We start from the raw sequence: 18,042 nt of genomic DNA, 5'->3' as shown, positions 1-18,042 counted from the left end.
AAACCCGCAAGCGCGCTGCCTGGTTCCGTCCATACCCGTCAGGCCATCCCGGCGATCAACTTGCCGACCTCGGCAAAGACAGGCTCGAGTTCCTTCACCGGCTTTGGCGCTTCGGCGATATAGACGGAAGCCAGGATCGTCTGGCCCTTGGGCGGACGCATGAAGCCGACATCGCCCGCTTCCCCATGGCCGCTGGTGCCGGTCTTCTCGCCGATCGTCCAGTTGGCGGGAAGCCCTGCCCTCAGCCGCCGGTCGCCCGTCCGGTTGGCGACGAGCCAGGCGGCGAACTGGTCGCGGGAGGACGGCGACAGCACGTCTTCGAGCAGCAGTTTTCCAAGAGTGCGCATCATCGCCGCCGGTGTCGTCGTATCGCGCGGATCGCCGGGCTTTGCCTCGTTGAGGGCGGGCTCGGTGCGGTCGAGCCGCGTCGTCTCGTCGCCGATCGAGCGCAGCCAGGCCGTCAGACCGTCCGGTCCGCCAAAACTTGCCAGAATGAGGTTGGCGGCGGCATTGTCGCTGTAGGTGACGGCGGCATCGCAGAGTTCACCGACCGTCATCGTGCCGCCGACGTGTTTTTCGGCGACCGGCGAATGGGCGTGAAGATCCGCCTTCGAGACGACAATGCGCCGGCCGAGCTTTTCCTCACCCTTGTCGACACGCGCCAGCACGAAGGCAGCGGCAAGCGCCTTGAAGGTCGAGCACATGGCGAACCGTTCGTCCTGCCGGCGACCGAAGGAGACGTTGCTCCTGGTATCGAGGACGCAAACGCCGAGGCGGCCGCCGGTGCGCTTTTCGAGCGCGGCAAGCTGTTTCTCGATGTCTTTCCCGGCGGAAAAGGCCGGACCGGCACCGAGGCTGGCGATGGGCAGAAGCAGGCTGGAGCCGAGGATGAAGGAGCGGCGTTTGAACGTGATCGACATGCGGCGGGTTCTCCCATGATGAATCCGGAAACGACAGCAAACCTTTGATAAGAAAAACGAATATTAGCCGTTCATCCATAGCATGGCGCTGTCGCTGCAATTACCGGTATGCAGCGAATGTGGCTGCTCTTTGCTGGAAAGATGGCGTCCCGCAATCTTGTTTCGACCACAAGAATTAACGGTGGCACGATTTCCGGTTGACAAAATTCCCGAAAAGGCGAAATTGCCCGCCATGATCAGAACCGCAAACATCGCCCGCTGGTATTTTACGCTGCTCCCATAGGTGCGGCTGACTGATCTCGTTCAACAAGCCGCCATCAGGCGGCTTTTGTTTTGGACGGCACCTGATGGCGGCAAGCCATTCAGGAGCCTCGACATGCTGCAGACCGCAATCCCGACACTTCATGCCCATCCGGCCACCCGCGCGCCGATGGTGACGATCCGCGCCGCCAAGAGCCGCGATCTCGCCGAACTTCGCGAAATGATTGCCGAGCTTGCCGCCCATCACGGCGACACCGCTGCCGTCACCCCGGAGCACCTGGAACGCGACCTGTTCGGCCGCACGCCGTGGATCACCGCACTGGTTGCCGAAGCCGGCGGCGAACTGATCGGCTACACCATTCTCGTGCCGCTCTACCGCGCCCAGCAGGGCGCCCGCGGCATGGAGTTGCACCAGCTCTACGTCCGCCCGGCTCATCGCGGCACCGGCATCGGCCGCCACCTCGTCGGAAAGGCCCGCGAACAGGCCCGCATGGCCGGCGCGACCTACCTCTCCGTCAGCGCTGCTACGGGCAATTTCCAGGCACACCGGTTCTACGAATCGGAAAACTTCACGCCCGGCCCGGTGACCGGCATGCGCTATCTGCAGGCGCTGGCGTGAAGCGGCGCGCACCGGCATGCGATTTCCGGCGCAGTTGCTCGCTCCCAGGAATAACAGCGTTGATTTATACACATTGATGTGTATAAATCAACGCATGCCTGAGCTCCGATGTCATCACCGCGCTGAGAAAAGACGGCTGGTTCGAGGTGGCGAGAAAAGGCAGTCATATCCAGTTCAAGCATGCGGACAAGCCGGGTCGCGTTACGGTCCCTCATCCCAAGCGCGACATTCCCATCGGAACGCTCAAAAGCATCGAAAAGCAAGCCGGCCTGAAACTGAGGTAGCTCCATGCGCCATTATATCGGACTGATCCATAAGGACACTGACAGCGACTACGGCGTGTCTTTCCCCGATTTCCCAGGTGTGATTTCTGCGGGGGCCGATCTTGACGAAGCACGGCGCATGGCGGAGGAGGCTCTGGCATTACATCTCGAAGGCCTCATCGAGGACGGACTACCGATTGTGGAACCTTCCAGCCTCGAAGCCGTGATGGCTGACCCGGACAATAGAAGGGGTGTCGCTATCCTCGTCGCGTTCAAGCCAGACGCGAAGAAGGCGGTGCGCGTGAACGTGACGTTACCGGAAGAAGTGCTACGACAGATCGACCGTTTCGCCGAAGCGAACGGGCTGACACGATCCGGCTTTATCGCGCGCGCCGCGCTTCATGAGATCAACCGCAGCGACGCAGCCTGAGGGGAAACGGGCATTTCCCCGGCTGTAAAGCCGTTCCGAAATTTTCAGCCATTCCCTATGCGGCGCAGGAATTCTCTGGCGGCTCGAAAACTTTCTACTTCTGCGCCGAGAGAGAACCTCACGCGCGACCCCGTTGGCTTCAACCACGGTACAGCCGGCAGCGATGAGCAGACCTTCTATATCCGCCCACTCCACGGTGCCTGAAACAGGATCCCTGAAAACCGCAGCGAGGGTCTTCCTGTGTCTGCTGTTCATCGCGGCATCAAAGTTATGCTAGCAAAAAAATGCAAGCGTTGCGCTACTCCCGCGTCGGTACCGCCTTCAGATAGGCGGCGATCGCCTCGCGGTCGCCTGCCGGCAGTCTGGCGAGGTTCTTCTGCACCTCGACCATCGAGCCACCGACCGAATCGAAATCGGGCGTGAAGCCGGTCTCGAGATAGGTGACGATATCGCTCTCGCTCCATGCGCCGATGCTCTTCGAGCCCGGGGTGATGTTGGGAATGCGGCCTTCGCCTTCCGGGTTTGGCGCACCGGCCAGCCATCGGTCGGCCTCGAAGCCGCCGAGGGTGTTGCGCGGGGTGTGGCATTCGCCGCAGTGACCGGGGCCTTCGACCAGATATTGGCCGCGGGCGAGCTTCGGATTGCCGGTGTCGACCGTCACGCGCGGCTTGTCGGTGAAGAACAGGAGCTTCCAGGCGCCGAGAACCAGGCGGAGGTCGTAGGGAAACGGCAGATCATGCGGCGGCGCAACATTGGTGCTTTTCGGCAGGGTCTTCAGGAAGCCCCAGAGGTCATTGACGTCCTTGGACGTCAGCCGGGCATAGGAGCCATAGGGAAAGGAGGGGTAGAGATGTTCACCGTTCCGGCCGACGCCGCGCGTCATCGCATCGCCGAATTCAGCGAGCGTCCAGCTGCCGATACCGGCCGATTCATCCGGCGAAATATTGGGAACATGGAAGGTGCCGAACGGGCTCTTCAGCGGCAGCCCGCCGGTCAGCACCAGCCTGGCGTCGCCTTCCGATTTCGACGTCGCGTGACAACTGGTGCAGCCGCCCGCCCAGAAGACCTGCTCGCCGTTGGCGAGATCCGGTTCGCCGAGCCCCTCCCAATGGGAGACCGGCCACGGCTCGGGCTTGGTCAGGAACCAGGCGACGCCACCGGCCATCGCGCCGAACAGCACCACCGCCGACACCAGCTTGCGAACCCGTGCGCCCATCCGCGCCATCCTCCCGCCTTCTTGCAAAACATGACAGCGCCGCTTTCTCCCTCTTCTCCCCCGCGGGGAGAAGTGCCGAGCGCATGCAAGGCGATGAGGGGGCGTCCGGCACAAGACTGGCGCTTCGCGCACCCCCTCATCTGCCCTTCGGGCATCTTCTCCCCGCCGGGGAGAAGAGGGAGACTGCCGCCTCCTTCGTTCACAGATCCAAATGCGATAGCCCAGCCGTTGCGGGAAATGTCACAATCAAGACTCTCGTGCACCGGCACGGCACGGCATCGAACCATTTCTAGCTGGAAACGACCCGCCGCCTCATTTCTTGAGGCGGTAGGTCTCGTGACAGCCGCCGCAATTCTTGCCGATCACGCCGAGCGCTGCACCGACACCGGCCTGGTCGGCGGGAAGCTGGGCGAGTGTCGCGTCGACATCAGCGCCAAGCTTGGCTGCCTTGGCCTTGAAGTCGTCCATGTTCTCCCAGATCTTCGGGCTGGCTTCCGATTCCATTCCGGTTTCCGAACCGGGCGGGAACTGATCGGGGAAGGCTTTGGTGTTTTTGCTGATCGTTTCCAGCGACGCCTTGACGACGGCGCTGTCATAGGGTTTTTCGCCCTTGGCGATGGCCACGAGTGCGCCCGTCGATTGGCCGACCCCCTTCATCAGCGCCTGGCGGACCACTTGCGGTTCGTCTGCTGCCGTAACGGCGCCAGCGACGCCGGCAATGCAGGCGATGGCGGTTGCGAAAAGCACGGCTCTCAATTTCATGAAATTCTCCCTGTCCGACATGGCCGTCACAGTGACCGGTGCGACCATTCCTCTCGATGCGCCGGCATGATTGCATTTTGCGTTCACGAGGGAAGTAACTTTTTTTTGAGATCGAGTTTATGAGCAACCGCCGCAACAGACTGAATTAACGGGAGTTTGTAACTCCAGTTTCCGTGGTGCAGCCTTCACGCAACGGACGTCCAGCCCTGCCAGGCGGTCAATGCGGCGACGACGATCAGCACCACGCCTGCCGCCTTGCCGACCAGCGCCGTCGCCCGCGGGCTGGCGATGAGCACGTCGCGGCTGCGCCCGGCGGCAAGCGCAAGGCTGCCATAGACAGTGAGTTGGGTGACCGAGATCATGATCGCCATGATCAGCGCCTGCGACCAAAGGGGGCCAAACTGCGGCTTCAGAAATTGCGGATAGACGGCCAGCATGAACAGGTAGGCTTTGGGATTGAGGATGCTGGTCAAGGCGCCACGGCGAAAGCTCGTCCAGAGCGACAGCCGGGCGCCCGGCTCGACCGAGGCGATGGCGATGCTGCTTCTCACAAGGGAAAGGCCGATCCAGGCGATATAGGCGGCCCCAAGCAGCAGCAGCAGGTTGAAGAGTTGCGGCACCATGTGCAAAAGCAGGCCGACGCCAAGCGCCGCATAGAGCGTATGGAACACGCCGCCCGCCATGATGCCCGCCGTCGCCGTCAAGCCGGACGCCCGGCCGCCCGTCAAAGCATTGGCCATGACGAAGACCATGTCCATGCCCGGCACAATGATGATGCCGAAGAGAAGGGTGAAGAAGAGCCAGAGATTTTCCGCGTAGGTCATGTCAGTTGTCCGTCTATCCAGAGATGTGCGCAGTGAACGCAGCGTTTGTTTTTCAAACACTTGAGGACGTGGTATAGCGTCGCCCAACTGACAGGGTTCTGTCAGGAGCGTTTCGCGCAACGAGGAAAACCATGCGCAAGGCATCGCGACTGTTCGAGATCATCCAGATCCTGCGGCTGGCGACAAAACCGGTGACGGCAGCGCAGATCGCCGAAAGCCTCGAAGTCACCGTCCGTTCGATCTACCGCGACATTGCAGCGCTGCAGGCGATGCGGGTGCCGATCGAGGGCGGGCGCGGCATCGGCTACATTCTCCGACCCGGCTTCGACCTGCCGCCGCTGATGTTTTCGATCGAGGAGACGGAGGCGATCGTGCTGGCCCTCGCGCTCCTCGAGCGCACCGGCGACGAGGAACTGAAGGACGCCGCCAAGCGCGTCAGCCAGAAGATCGCCGGCGCCCTGCCCGCACCGCTCAGGCCGCCCATGCGCTCCAAGGCTCTGCATGCCTGGGGGACGATCGCGCCGCCGCCCTCAGGGCTCGACCTCGCCCTGGCGCGCCGGGCGATCCGTGACGAGCAGAAACTGCTGATCGACTATCGCGACGAGCGCGAGAGGCCAAGCCAGCGCACGATCCGGCCGCTGGCGCTGATCTATTATTCGGCGACCGCGGTCGTGGTTGCCTGGTGCGAACTGCGCACCGCCATCCGCAACTTCCGCGCCGACCGGGTGGAGCGTTGCGAGGCGACCGACAGCCATTTTCGCGGCGAAGGCGACGGCTTGCGGGATCTGTGGATCAGGGGATGGCAGGTGAACGGGATGGCGCCAACAGGGTTGGATGCTGCAGAATCACGGATCGGATAGGCCATCCGTCGATGGATCCTCGGGTCAAGCCCGAGGATGACGGAGGGGAGGAATCCGGCGTGGAAAATCGGATATCTCCGAGGTCGGGGTGGCTGCTTTTGGTGGATCCCCCCGAAAGGTCGTCATCCTCGGGCTTGACCCGAGGATCCACTCCCAGGGCGGCGCGCACGCCGGCGCCGAACCGGTAGTTCTGGTTCGATTGCCCCGTCAGTGCATCATCGCCAGCGCGGCGGTGAAGAAATCCTCGCCGCCGAAGTTTCCTGACTTCAGCGCCAGCAGCATGTCGCCTTGAGCATTTCCGACCGTGCGCAGAACAGGCACGCCGGGGGCGATTTCCGGGCCGATCAGGAAGGCTGGAATGGCGAGCCTGTCGACCGCAGCACCGGAGGTTTCGCCGCCGGCGACGACCAGGCGCCGCACGCCCCGTGCCACCAGTTCGGCGGCGATGATCGAGGTTGCGGTTTCGATCGCGTGGCCGGAGGCGTCGCGTCCGTATTGCGCTTGCAGCCGGGACACGGTTTCAGGTGCCGCACTCGCGGCGACGACAACGGGGCCGGCGGAAATGCGGTCTCCCGCCCAGGAAATCGCCCTGGCAATCTCGTCGGGACCGGCAAGCAGTTTTTCCGGGTCGAGCCGCAGGACGGGCATCGACCGTTCGGCGACCTCAAGCTGTTGTAACGTTGCCCTGGAGCAGCTGCCGGCAACGATGGCCGAAAGCCCGCCGACGGGGCGAATGGCGTCCGCCGTCGTCGCCACCGCGGACGATACCCGGCCGGAGCGGACGAGTGCACGGGCAAGGCCAAGCCCGAGACCCGATGCGCCGGTGGACACCGGCGTTTCGAGCGCGATCGCGCCGAGTGTCTCCAGATCGCGTTCGAAGACCGCATCGGCTATCGCGGACCTGACACCCGCCGCGCGCAGGGCCTCGAGCCGGGCTCTGACCGCATCGGCTCCCGCCCCGATCGACGCCAGATCGACAAGCCCGACTTCGCCACGCGACTGTCTCGCCATCACCCGAACGAGATTGGCGTCGTGCATCGGATTGAGCGGGTGATCCTTGAGCGGGCTTTCGTTCAGCGGCTGCCCGCCGACGAAGAGGTGGCCGAGATACACGGTGCGGCCCGTTTCCGGAAAGGCTGGCGTCACCAGCACAAGCCCGCCGCCCGCGGCCTCGCTCAATGCCTCGGTGACCGGACCGATATTGCCGGCATCGGTGGAATCGAAGGTCGAACAGATCTTGTACAGCACATGCGCCGCGCCGCGCCCACGCAGCCACCGTTCGGCCTTGGTCGCCGCCGCCACGGCGTCGGCGGCCGCGACCGAGCGGATCTTCAGGGAAACGACAACCGCGTCGACGTCCGGCAGCGAGAGCGACGGATCGGGGATTCCGACCGTCTGCACCGTGCGCAGGCCGTTCTTCGTCAGCGTGTTAGCGAGATCGGACGCGCCCGTATAATCGTCAGCGATTGATCCGAGCAATATAGCCATCGTCTAGCTCCGTGCAAAAGGTCTGAACCAGCCAAGGCCGTCCAGCGTGTGGCCGCGCGGGATGTATTCGCAGCCGATGAAACCGTCATAACCAAGGCGGTCGATTTCCTTAAACAGGTAGGGATAGTTGAGCTCCTCCCCATCCGGCTCGTTGCGTGACGGCACGCTGGCGATCTGTATATGACCGGTGATCGGCATGAGGCGGCGCAAGGCCATCGTCACGTCACCATGAATGATCTGGCGGTGATAGATGTCGAACTGCAGCTTAAGGTTCGGCAGGCCGAGGTCTGCGATCAGTTTTTCGGCCGCACCGAAATCATTGAGGAAATATCCCGGCATGTTTCGCCCGTTGATCGGCTCAAGCAGGAGGTCGATGCCCTTTTCCGCAAGCCGACCGGCAGCGTGGGCGACGGAGCGGCGGTAGGATGAGGCCGCATCCTCGTCATGGGGATCGGCAAGACCGGCCATGAGATGCAACCGCCTGACGCCGGTCGCTGCCGCATAATCCAGCGCCCGCTCGACATCCGACGTCAATGCGTCGAACCGTCCGGGAAGCGCCGCGATGCCCCGCTCGCCTCCTGCCCAGTCGCCCGGCGGCAGGTTGAACAAGGCCTGCTGCAGATTGTTGCGGGCAAGCCGCTCGGCGATTGCCTCCGGCGGGGCTTCATAGGGAAAGAGATATTCGACGGCGGCAAAGCCGGCATCGGCCGCGGCGTCGAAGCGGTCGAGGAACGGCCATTCGTTGAACATCATCGTCAGGTTGGCAGCGAAAACCGGCATGGTGGCGTTCCTTTACTGCTTCTCCGGCTCTTTGGCCGCACCGGGCAACTGGGCGCCCGAGAGTTGGGCGTAGAGGCGCGCCAGCGAGGAATCGTCGTCACGACCCATGCCGGCACCCGACGCGGCGAGATACATCTGCAGGGCAGCGGCCGCCAGCGGCACCGGATAGCGCTCCGAACGGGCCATGTCCTGGACGATGCCAAGATCCTTGACGAAAATCTCGATGCTGCTCAAGGGAGTATAGTCTCCGGCCAGCACATGCGGCACGCGGTTTTCGAACATCCATGAATTGCCGGCAGAGGCGGTGATCACCTCATAGACCTTGTCGAGGTCGAGGCCTTGCCTGGCGGCAAACGTGATCGCCTCGCAGGCAGCCGCGATGTGCACGCCAGCCAGAAGCTGGTTGATCATCTTGAAGGCGGCGCCGGTTCCGGCCGCGTCGCCGAGCTCGTAGACCTTGCCGGCCATGGCGTCGAGACCTGGGCGGGCGGTGTCGAACGCCTGCTTGGAGCCGGATGCCATGATCGTCAGTGCGCCGCTCGCCGCCTTGGCGGCGCCACCCGAAATCGGTGCGTCGAGATAATGCAGGCCGAGAGCCTCCGTCCGTTGGGACAGGTCGCGGGCGACAGCCGGATCCATGGTTGCCGAGGAGATGAAGACGGCTCCGGGCTTCATCGTGGCCGCGACGCCCTCGGGGCCGAACAGCACTGCCTCGGTCTGCGCGCCGTTGACGACGACGGAGACGACAATGTCGGCGTCCCTTGCCGCGGCGGCGGGTGTGGCTGCGCCGCGTCCGCCGTCGGCGATGAAGCGATCCACCGCCGCGGGCGTGATGTCATATCCGACGACGTTAAGACCGGCGCGCTTCATCGACCGGGCCATTCCAAGGCCCATGGAACCAAGACCGATGACGGCCGCGACGACGGCGGGGCCGGAGTTTTCAGCAAGCGGTGACATGGCGATTTTCTCCAGTCTTGTCAGGGAAGAGCCGCCCCTCCGGATGTGGCCACCCGGAGGGGTCGATGTCTAGAGCATGATGCCGAAAAGTGTAAGCGGTTTTCGGACGACATCATGCTCTACTTCTTTGATTCTAGAGCGGATTCAGATTTTAGGTCAATTCGACCTAAAATCATCCGGCTCTAGCGATTGACGGTTTTTGCCGGCACCGTCAACACGGCCAGCGAGCCGATCACCAGCGCTGCGGCCAGCAGATACATGCCGGCGCTATTGGTGCCGGTGAAGTCCTTCAGATAGCCGACGAGGAACGGCCCGAGGAAGCCGGCAAGATTTCCGACCGAATTGATCCAGGCGATCCCGGCCGCGGCGCCCGTACCGGCGAGAAAGGCGGTCGGAAGCGACCAGAACAGCGGCGCGCAACTGATGGCGCCCGCAGCGGCCAGCGAGAGGCAGACGATCGAAACCGTCGTGCTCGTTGCCATGGTCGCCGCGACAAAGCCACCGGCGGCGATGAGCGCCGGGATGACGAGGTGCCACCGCCGTTCGCGCAGCCGGTCGGCGGAGCGTCCGAGCCCCAGCATGGCGACGAAGGTGCAGATGTAGGGGATCGCGGAAATCAGGCCGATGTTCAGGTTTCCGGTGACGCCGGAGGCCTTGACGATCGACGGCATCCAGAAATTCAGGCCGTATTGTCCAAGCACGAAGCAGAAATAGATCAGGCACATCAGCCAGACCCGGCGGTCCGTCAGGGTTGCGGCAATGCTGTGGGGGCTCGAGACCTTGGCCCGGTTTTCGGCTTCGATATTGGCCGTCAGAACGGCCTTTTCGTCTTCGTCCAGCCATTTCGCGGCCCGGATGTTATCGTTGAGGTAGAAGAAGGTGGCGACGCCGAAAAGGATGGCCGGGATGGCCTCGATCAGGAACATCCACTGCCAGCCGGAAAGACCGTGCGTGCCGTGGAAACTATCCATCAGGAGGCCAGAAAGCGGATTGCCGAAAATGGCGGATATCGGGATGGCCGACATGAACGTGGTGATGATCCGCGCGCGGCGATGGGCCGGATACCAGGCGGTCAGGTACAAGATGATGCCGGGGAAAAATCCGGCCTCGGCAACGCCCAGCAGGAAACGAAGGACATAAAAGACGGTTTCCGACGAGGTGAACATGAAGGCGGCGGAAATGATGCCCCAGGTGATCATGATGCGGGCGATCCACACACGCGCACCGACCTTGTTCATGATGACGTTGCTCGGCACTTCAAACAGAAAATAGCCGATGAAGAAAATGCCTGCGCCGATGCCGTAGGCGGCTTCCGAGAGGCCGAGCTCGCTCGACATCTGCAGCTTGGCGAAGCCGACATTGACGCGATCGAGATAGGCAACCACGTAGCACAGCATCAAAAAGGGAACGATTCTCCAGAATACCTTGCCATAGGCACGGTCTTCCACCGCCTGGACGGCGTACGCGCCATCGACGGGCGCCTGCGTTTGCAGCGTCATGATTTTCTCCTCCAAAGAGTTGCCGCGGTCTCTGTCGGTTCCTCCCGCGGCACGCCAAGCCATCATTTGGCAGCGCTGCCATTTTCTTTACTGCATTTTGGCAGCGCTGCCAACACGAAATTGGTAGCGCTGCCAAAAAAATCTTGCTTCTTGGCGGCAGTGGTGAAAAATGGTGGCTGCGCGGAGATCTTCGGGTGGACATGCCGCTACCCGAGGCGGCCGCCGACAGCCTGGATCGAAGTTGTGACGATGGAATTGAAACATCAGGCGACGGTAACGCTTGCCGAGGTTGCAGATGCAGCAGGCGTCGGCGAGAGCACGGTTTCGCGCGTGCTGCGCAACCACGGTTCGTTTTCCGGCAAGACGCGGGACCGGGTGATGGCCGCCGTCGAGCGGCTCGGCTATGTGCCGAACCGGATTGCAGGAACGCTCGCCTCCACGGCTTCGCGCCTTGTCGCCTTCGTCATTCCCTCGCTGTCAAACATCGTCTTTCCCGATGTGCTGCGCGGCGCCAGCGCCGTTCTGGAGGAAAACCGGTACCAGGCGGTTTTCTCCGTCACCGACTATGATCCGACAAAGGAGGAAGCGCTCGCCGCCGCGATGCTCGCCTGGCGGCCGGCGGCGGTGATGCTGGCGGGATACGAGCACACCGAGGGTACGGTGAAGATGCTGCGAGCGAGCGGTTGCCGGATCGTGGAAATGCTCGACGTCGACGGCGATGCGCTTGATCTGGCGGTCGGCTTCTCGAACGGCGCGGCCGGACGCGAAAGCGCAGCGTTCCTGCTCAAGCGGGGCTATCGCCGGATGGGCTATGTCGGCCACGACCTCACCCGCGACACCCGCGCCGGCAAGCGCTTTGCCGGCTTTTGCGAAACACTCGCAACGGGCGGCGCGCCCCTCGCCGACCGCGAAATTCTTGCCGGGGCATCATCGGTGGAGAACGGCAGGCTGGGGCTGGAGCGGTTGCTTGCCCGCACCCCCGACCTCGATGCGGTTTATTTCTCCAACGACGACATGGCGCTCGGCGGTTATTTCCACTGTCTGGCGCGGGGCATCCCGATCCCCGGACAGCTTGCCATCTTCGGCTATAACGGGCTGGATATCGGTCGTGCGACGCCGCAGCCGCTGTCGACCATCCGCACGCCGCGCGTGGCGACCGGTCAGGTGGCCGCACAGCTTGTCGTCACCAATGCGCCACCCCAGGTGGTCGATCTCGGCTTCGAACTGATCGAAGGGGCCACCGCCTGACACCGGAGTTGTGTAAAAACAAGAAGATGGAGAGGTTCAGGGATTCTAGCGGCACAGGACACGACAAGACCGCGAATGAGGCCGTTCTGCCCCTCACCCTAACCCTCTCCCCGCAGGCGGGGAGAGGGGACGTCCCCGGCTTAACTGCTGGAGAATGGCGATGCGGGTGCGGCAAGCTTCCTTCTCCCCGTGCACGGGGAGAAGGTGCCCGGCAGGGCGGATGAGGGGCCATGACGACAGCCGGCCACTGTCGTGTACTGTGAACTGAACCGCGCTCATACTGGAGGAAAAATCATGTCCGACGCGCGCCTGCGTGAGGAAATCTGCCGCTACGGCCGCTCGCTGTTCGAGCGCGGGCTGACGCCCGGTTCGTCGGGCAACATATCGCTGCGGCTGGAGGACGGCGGCTGGCTGGTCACGCCGACCAACGCCTCGCTCGGCTTCCTCGACCCGGCCCGCATCTCACGGCTGGATGCCGAAGGCCGGCTCCTTGCCGGCGACAAGCCGACCAAGGAAATTCCGCTTCATACCGCGCTTTACGACACACGCGGCAGCGCCCGCGCCATCGTCCATCTGCACTCCACCCACGCGGTGGCGCTGACCATGCTGCCGGAGATCGATCCGCGCGCCGCCCTGCCCCCGATGACGCCCTATTATCTCATGCGTGCCGGCGAAACCGCACTGGTGCCCTATTACCGTCCCGGCGATCCGGCAGTGGCTGACGCGATCCGCGGGCTGGCGGGGAAATATTCGTCGGTGCTCCTGGCCAATCACGGGCCGGTCGTCGCCGGCGACAGCCTGGAGGCGGCGGTTTTCGCGACCGAGGAACTGGAGGAGACGGCGAAGCTCTATCTCTTGCTGCGCAATCTCAACCCCCGTTATCTCAGCCCGGCGCAGGTGAGCGATCTCGTCAAGACCTTCGGCCTCGACCTGCCCTCGCATCACGACCACGACCACGATTGAACCAGCTGCTGCGTAATTCCTCAAAGCAGAATCCTTTTGAGACAGGGTTATCGCCCACGGAGCCAAGGCGGTGACGGCAAGCTCCCTCTTCTCCCCCGCGGGGAGAAGTGCCGAGCGCATGCGAGGCGATGAGGGGGTTTCTCGGCAATCTCGGCACAAGCCGCCCCCTCATCCGGCGCTTCGCGCCACCTTCTCCCCGCCGGGGAGAAGAGGGAGAAAGCCGCAAAAGGCGGACAGTCATTCCTTCACCGCGCCGGTCATGGACGACACGTAATAATCGACGAAGAAGGAATAGAGGATCACCACCGGCAGCGAGCCGAACAGCGCGCCCGCCATCAGCGCGCCCCATTCGAACACGTCGCCGCGCACCAACTCGGTCAGCACGCCCACGGGCACGGTCTTGTTTTCGGAGGACTGGATGAAGGTCAGCGCATAGATGAACTCGTTCCAGGACAGCGTGAAGGCGAAGATGCCGGCCGAAATCAGCCCGGGGACGGCAAGCGGCAGGATGATCTTGGTCAGGATCTGCCAGCGCGTCGCGCCGTCCACCAGCGCGCTTTCCTCGAGTTCGAACGGGATCGACCGGAAATAGCCCATCAACAGCCAGGTGCAGAAGGGAATGAGGAAGGTCGGATAGGTAAAGATCAGCGCCAGCCTGGAATCGTAGATACCGAACTTGAAGACGATGAAAGCCAACGGAATGAACAGGATCGACGGCGGCACGAGATAGGCGAGAAAGATCAGCAGTCCCACCGGCCGCGAGCCCGAGAACCGCACCCGCTCGATCGCGTAGGCCGCAAAGACGGATGCCGCCAGCGACAGGAATGTCGAGCAGGTCGCCACCAGCATCGTGTTCCACAGCCAGCCCGGATAGGAAGTCTCGAACAGCAGGTACTTGATATGATCGAGCGTCGGGCCGACCACCCAGAAGGGGCTGTAATTGGTATAGTCGGTCAGCTGCGAATTCGGCTTGATCGCGGTGATCGCCATCCAGTAGAACGGAAAGAGCAGGACGAAGACGAACACCGCCATCGGCAGATAAACCATCACGATCCTGCGCGGCAGGCGGTTGAGATAGGTCATGCCCTGTACATCGTCGGTCAGAACGGCCTCTTCGGATTTCACGGTCATCGTCATTCTCCCCAATCAATCCTGGCCGCCCTGCTGCCATTTGCGGCGTTGCAGGCCGAAGAAGCTGAACATGATGGCAGCAAGCAGGAAGGGGATCATCGCAACCGCGATCGCGGCCCCCTCGCCCAACTGTCCGCCGGGAATGCCGCGCTGGAAGGAGAGCGTCGCCATCAGATGCGTCGCATTCACCGGCCCGCCCTTGGTAAGCACGTAGATGAGCTGGAAGTCGGTAAACGTGAACAGCACCGAAAAGGTCATGACCACGGCAATGATCGGCGTCAGCATCGGCAGCGTGACGTAGCGAAAGCGTTGCCAGCTCGTCGCGCCGTCCAGCGACGCTGCCTCCTGCAGCGAGACCGGGATGGTCTGCAAGCCGGCGAGCAGCGAGATGGCGACGAAGGGAATGCCGCGCCAGACATTGGCAGCGATCACCGAGGCACGGGCATTTTCCGGGTCGCCCAGGAAGTTTATCGGGCTGTCGATCACGCCGAGCTGCATCAGCGACCAGGAGAGGATCGAGAACTGCGAATCGTAGATCCACCAGAAGGCCAGCGCCGAGAGCACGGTCGGAACGACCCAGGGCAAGAGCACGATCGCCCGGAAGAAGGATTTGAACGGCAGGTTCTCGTTCAACAGCAGCGCCAGCCAGAGCCCGAAGACGAACTTCAGCACCGAAGCGACGATCGTGTAGAGAAGCGTGTTGAAGACCGAGAGCCAGAAGACCGAGTCCTCGGCCAGGAAGACATAGTTCTCGAGCCCGATGAACACCCCGTCACGGCCGATGCGCGTATCGGTGAAGCCGAGCCAGACGCCCAGACCAAGCGGATAGGTCAGGAAGCACACAAGGAAAACCGCGGCCGGCAGCATGAACAGGAAACCGATCATGTTCCTGTTCTGCATGAGCGAAGCCATCGCCGAAGGCGGCTTCCTGGACGACACGCTGGACATCGGACATCTCCCTTAGAACGAATTGCGCAATGCGTAGCGGCGGGCCATCGCCGCCGATACTCTGTCTTGGCGTTTCTGCGGTTCCACTGCCTACGACGGTGGCCGCCTTACCCCCTCTGCTGCCGGGCATCTCCCCCTCAAGGGGAGAGATTGGCGTGGGGCTGGCCTCTCGCTCCCGATCTCCCCCCTTGAGGGGGAGATGTCACGAAGTGACAGAGGGGGTATTCCGGTGCTGTCACGTACTGCGCCCTGAAAGCTCCTAGACCCTGTAGTAGCGGTTGGCCCGGCGCTCGGCCTCGACAACCGCCTCTTCCGGTGTCATCTGCCCCGTGACCGCGGAGGCAAACATGTCGACCAGCACATAGTCGGCCATCACGCCGGCGGACGCATAGCCGAGCGGGCCGGCATAGCCGTTGGGACGCAGCGTTTCGGAGGCGCGCGCATAGGGCGCGTGGATCGGGTCGGACGTCCAGACCGGATTGTCGGCGAAAGCCTTGAGGGGCTGGCAGCAATAGGCACTGGAGCCCGTGATCCAGGCATTCATCTGGTCGGCCTCCATCATGAACTTGATATAGGCCTTGGCCGCTTCCGGATATTTCGTGTGGTTGAACAAGAGCAGCGAGCTCGTCTGATGCAGTTCGACGCTCTGGCCGACCGGTCCGATCGGGAAGTTGGTGGTGCGGATGTCGGCCGCGAGTTCCGCAGTCGCCGGATCCTTCTTCGACGCATAGTAAAGCGAGACGCCGTTTGCCGTCAGCGACACCTGGCCGGCCAGAAAGGCGCGGTTGTTGTTGATGTCGAGCCAGCTCTCGGTGCCCGGAATGAAGGTCTCGTACAACGCCTTGGCGTAGTTGATCGCCTTCAGCGTCTCGGGGCTGTTGATGACGACCTTGCCGCCCTCGTCGACCATCTTGCCGCCATGGCTCCAGAGCAGCCAGTGGGCATAGTTGTTGCCGTCGCCGACGGCCTTGCCGTGCGGGAAACCGGCCGGTGTTCCCTTGGCCTTCATGGCCTTGCAGAGCTCGAGGAACCCGTCCGTGTCCTTCGGAAACTCGCTGAACCCGGCCGCCTTCATGTGGCTGTCACGGTAGCAGACAGCGTTGCCGATGGCGGTCAGCGGCATGGCGATGAACTTGTCTCCGCGCGTCGCATAACCCTTCACGCCATCGTACCAGCCGCCGTATTTTCCGCCGAGATAATTGGCGAGCTCGGTCAGATCGACGAGCTTGTCGGGATATTGGTGGGCGTCGTCAAACCAGCACATCACCAGATCGGGGCCCGAACCGACATTGGCGGCAACGGCTGCCTTCGGGCGAATGTCTTCCCAGCTTTCCTTGTCGATGCGGACCTCGACCCCAGTCGCTTCCGTGAATTTCGCGGTGTTGGCAAGCCATGCATCCTCGTCGCCCTTGACGAAGGGTGTCCAGCGCAACAGCCTGAGGCTCGCGCCTTCCTCCGGCTTGTAGACCGGCTCCGCACCTTGCGCGAAAGACGGGCGGATGCCGAAAGGCGAAAGCCCGGCGATACCCGCCAGCGCGGCGGATGCGGTGAGAAAATCGCGTCTCTTGAAAGTCATAATGCTCCTCCTGGTGACAACGGGACATCATCCTTTCCGGCACCCGCCGTCCCGTATGGCGAATGCTGCAACGAGGTGTTCCGGCTGGCCGGAACCTCGACCCGAGACCGGTTGCGCCGGGGCTCCTCTTGCCCGACGCAGCGGCAACGGGGCGGTATCAGTCGATCAGCCGTACTCCGGTTTCGGCGTCGAACAGGTGGACATGATCGGCATCGATCGACAAATGTATTGCCTCCCCGGGCCGGGCGGTCACGCGCTCGCGGAAAACGCAGGTGACGTCAGTCCCGCCGAAGCGAACGATCAGCTGTGTCTCGTAGCCGGTGGGCTCGATGACCGCGACAGTGACGGCAAACCCGTTCGGGTCGAGCGCCATATATTCCGGCCGCAGACCGTAGATGAGGTCACGCCCCCTTGCCGCCGATGGCGGCCGCGCGACCGGCAATGCCATGCCGTCGGCTGCGATGAAGCTGTTCGGATTTTGCGGATCCAACCTGCCCTTGATCATGTTCATCGCCGGCGAGCCGATGAAACCGGCGACGAAAAGATTGGCGGGGCTGTCGTAGAGATCGAGCGGCGCGCCGATCTGCTCGACGATGCCGTCATGCATGACGACGATCTTGTCGGCCATGGTCATCGCCTCGATCTGGTCGTGCGTGACATAGACGGTTGTCGTCTTCAGCCGCTGGTGCAGTTCCTTGATCTCGGCGCGCATGGCCACCCGCAGTTTCGCGTCAAGGTTGGAGAGCGGCTCGTCGAACAGAAACACCTGCGGATCGCGCACGATCGCCCTGCCCATGGCGACGCGCTGGCGCTGGCCGCCGGAGAGCTGGCGCGGGTAGCGGTCGAGCAGTTTCGTAAGCCCCAGAATTCCGGCCGCGATGCCGACACGCTTGTCGATCTCAGCCTTTGACGAGCCGTTCAGCATCAGCGAGAACGCCATGTTGTCGGCGACGGTCATGTGCGGATAAAGCGCATAGTTCTGGAACACCATGGCGATGTCCCGATCCTTGGGCGGCAGGGCGTTGACCACCTTGTCGCCGATGCGGATCTCGCCGGCCGATATGTTTTCGAGACCCGCCAGCATTCGCAGAAGCGTCGACTTCCCGCAGCCGGACGGACCGACAAGGATGACGAATTCGCCGTCCTCGATTTCGATGTTCACTCCCTTGATGACGGGAAAGGCTCCGAATGATTTTCTGACATCGACGAAATCAACGCCTGCCATGTGCTTTCCTCCCATATGAATTTCATCTGAAACAGGCGATTGTCCGGCGGCCTCTCCTCATGCCGTTCTCGG

Annotated in this window: 18 protein-coding genes; 6 read left to right on the top strand and 12 right to left on the bottom strand. The window is 62.9% G+C overall.

Annotated features, from left to right (window positions below; translation table 11 throughout):
• Nucleotides 1-38 precede the first annotated feature (38 nt).
• Nucleotides 39-920 carry a class A beta-lactamase gene (bla, locus tag JNB71_RS12455; protein ID WP_220372077.1) on the bottom strand — a complete coding sequence of 294 codons (882 nt, stop codon included), beginning with the start codon at nt 918-920 and terminating at the stop codon, nt 39-41.
• Nucleotides 921-1,296: 376 nt separating this feature from the next.
• Between bla and JNB71_RS12450 the strand changes: the two genes are divergently transcribed.
• From JNB71_RS12450 to JNB71_RS12440, 3 genes are all read left to right on the top strand, one after another.
• Nucleotides 1,297-1,800 carry a GNAT family N-acetyltransferase gene (locus tag JNB71_RS12450; protein WP_220372076.1) on the top strand — a complete coding sequence of 168 codons (504 nt, stop codon included), beginning with the start codon at nt 1,297-1,299 and terminating at the stop codon, nt 1,798-1,800.
• Between the two features lie 98 nt (nt 1,801-1,898).
• Nucleotides 1,899-2,084, top strand: a complete 186-nt coding sequence (locus tag JNB71_RS12445; protein WP_220372260.1) for a type II toxin-antitoxin system HicA family toxin — start codon at nt 1,899-1,901, stop codon at nt 2,082-2,084.
• A gap of 4 nt (nt 2,085-2,088) precedes the next feature.
• A complete protein-coding gene (locus tag JNB71_RS12440) occupies nt 2,089-2,493 on the top strand; it encodes a type II toxin-antitoxin system HicB family antitoxin (protein ID WP_220372075.1) in 405 nt (134 codons plus the stop codon).
• Between the two features lie 298 nt (nt 2,494-2,791).
• On the opposite strand, the gene JNB71_RS12435 is transcribed toward JNB71_RS12440, so the two are convergent.
• The 3 genes from JNB71_RS12435 to JNB71_RS12425 form a co-directional block, all read right to left on the bottom strand.
• Nucleotides 2,792-3,658: a c-type cytochrome gene (locus JNB71_RS12435; RefSeq protein ID WP_431028815.1), complete on the bottom strand. Its 867-nt coding sequence runs from the start codon at nt 3,656-3,658 to the stop codon at nt 2,792-2,794.
• 363 nt (nt 3,659-4,021) lie between these two features.
• Nucleotides 4,022-4,471, bottom strand: a complete 450-nt coding sequence (locus JNB71_RS12430) for a c-type cytochrome (protein ID WP_220372073.1) — start codon at nt 4,469-4,471, stop codon at nt 4,022-4,024.
• Nucleotides 4,472-4,656: 185 nt separating this feature from the next.
• A complete protein-coding gene (locus JNB71_RS12425; protein ID WP_220372072.1) occupies nt 4,657-5,295 on the bottom strand; it encodes a LysE family translocator in 639 nt (212 codons plus the stop codon).
• A gap of 131 nt (nt 5,296-5,426) precedes the next feature.
• On the opposite strand from JNB71_RS12425, the gene JNB71_RS12420 reads away from it, so the two are divergent.
• A complete protein-coding gene (locus JNB71_RS12420; RefSeq protein WP_220372071.1) occupies nt 5,427-6,155 on the top strand; it encodes a helix-turn-helix transcriptional regulator in 729 nt (242 codons plus the stop codon).
• 207 nt (nt 6,156-6,362) lie between these two features.
• On the opposite strand, the gene otnK is transcribed toward JNB71_RS12420, so the two are convergent.
• The 4 genes from otnK to JNB71_RS12400 all read right to left on the bottom strand — a co-directional run bounded on the left by otnK (nt 6,363) and on the right by JNB71_RS12400 (nt 10,879).
• A complete protein-coding gene (otnK, locus tag JNB71_RS12415) occupies nt 6,363-7,643 on the bottom strand; it encodes a 3-oxo-tetronate kinase (RefSeq protein WP_220372070.1) in 1,281 nt (426 codons plus the stop codon).
• 3 nt (nt 7,644-7,646) lie between these two features.
• Nucleotides 7,647-8,423, bottom strand: coding sequence for a 2-oxo-tetronate isomerase (otnI, locus tag JNB71_RS12410; RefSeq protein WP_220372069.1), 777 nt, complete (start codon nt 8,421-8,423; stop codon nt 7,647-7,649).
• A gap of 12 nt (nt 8,424-8,435) precedes the next feature.
• A complete protein-coding gene (gene ltnD / locus JNB71_RS12405; RefSeq protein ID WP_220372068.1) occupies nt 8,436-9,380 on the bottom strand; it encodes an L-threonate dehydrogenase in 945 nt (314 codons plus the stop codon).
• A 182-nt stretch (nt 9,381-9,562) separates the two neighbouring features.
• Nucleotides 9,563-10,879 (bottom strand): MFS transporter, encoded by a 1,317-nt coding sequence (locus tag JNB71_RS12400; RefSeq protein WP_220372067.1) that lies wholly within the window; start codon nt 10,877-10,879, stop codon nt 9,563-9,565.
• Nucleotides 10,880-11,128: 249 nt separating this feature from the next.
• On the opposite strand from JNB71_RS12400, the gene JNB71_RS12395 reads away from it, so the two are divergent.
• Both JNB71_RS12395 and JNB71_RS12390 read left to right on the top strand, forming a co-directional pair.
• Nucleotides 11,129-12,127 carry a LacI family DNA-binding transcriptional regulator gene (locus JNB71_RS12395; RefSeq protein WP_220372066.1) on the top strand — a complete coding sequence of 333 codons (999 nt, stop codon included), beginning with the start codon at nt 11,129-11,131 and terminating at the stop codon, nt 12,125-12,127.
• A gap of 294 nt (nt 12,128-12,421) precedes the next feature.
• Nucleotides 12,422-13,090: an aldolase gene (locus JNB71_RS12390; RefSeq protein WP_220372065.1), complete on the top strand. Its 669-nt coding sequence runs from the start codon at nt 12,422-12,424 to the stop codon at nt 13,088-13,090.
• Nucleotides 13,091-13,327: 237 nt separating this feature from the next.
• Here JNB71_RS12390 and JNB71_RS12385 read toward each other — a convergent pair whose 3' ends face one another.
• The 4 genes from JNB71_RS12385 to JNB71_RS12370 form a co-directional block, all read right to left on the bottom strand.
• Nucleotides 13,328-14,227, bottom strand: a complete 900-nt coding sequence (locus JNB71_RS12385) for a carbohydrate ABC transporter permease (protein WP_220372064.1) — start codon at nt 14,225-14,227, stop codon at nt 13,328-13,330.
• A 9-nt stretch (nt 14,228-14,236) separates the two neighbouring features.
• A complete protein-coding gene (locus JNB71_RS12380; protein ID WP_220372063.1) occupies nt 14,237-15,169 on the bottom strand; it encodes a carbohydrate ABC transporter permease in 933 nt (310 codons plus the stop codon).
• Nucleotides 15,170-15,428: 259 nt separating this feature from the next.
• The gene (locus tag JNB71_RS12375) at nt 15,429-16,745 is read right to left on the bottom strand and encodes an ABC transporter substrate-binding protein (RefSeq protein ID WP_220372062.1); all 1,317 of its coding nucleotides are present in this window, start codon (nt 16,743-16,745) and stop codon (nt 15,429-15,431) included.
• A 157-nt stretch (nt 16,746-16,902) separates the two neighbouring features.
• Nucleotides 16,903-17,970, bottom strand: coding sequence for an ABC transporter ATP-binding protein (locus JNB71_RS12370; RefSeq protein ID WP_220372061.1), 1,068 nt, complete (start codon nt 17,968-17,970; stop codon nt 16,903-16,905).
• Nucleotides 17,971-18,042 lie beyond the last annotated feature (72 nt).

Source organism: Rhizobium herbae, from assembly GCF_019511375.1.
Lineage (GTDB): Bacteria > Pseudomonadota > Alphaproteobacteria > Rhizobiales > Rhizobiaceae > Pararhizobium > Pararhizobium herbae_A.
The sequence above is the reverse complement of the archived record's forward strand: the minus strand, read 5'-3'. Positions and strand labels throughout refer to the sequence as shown.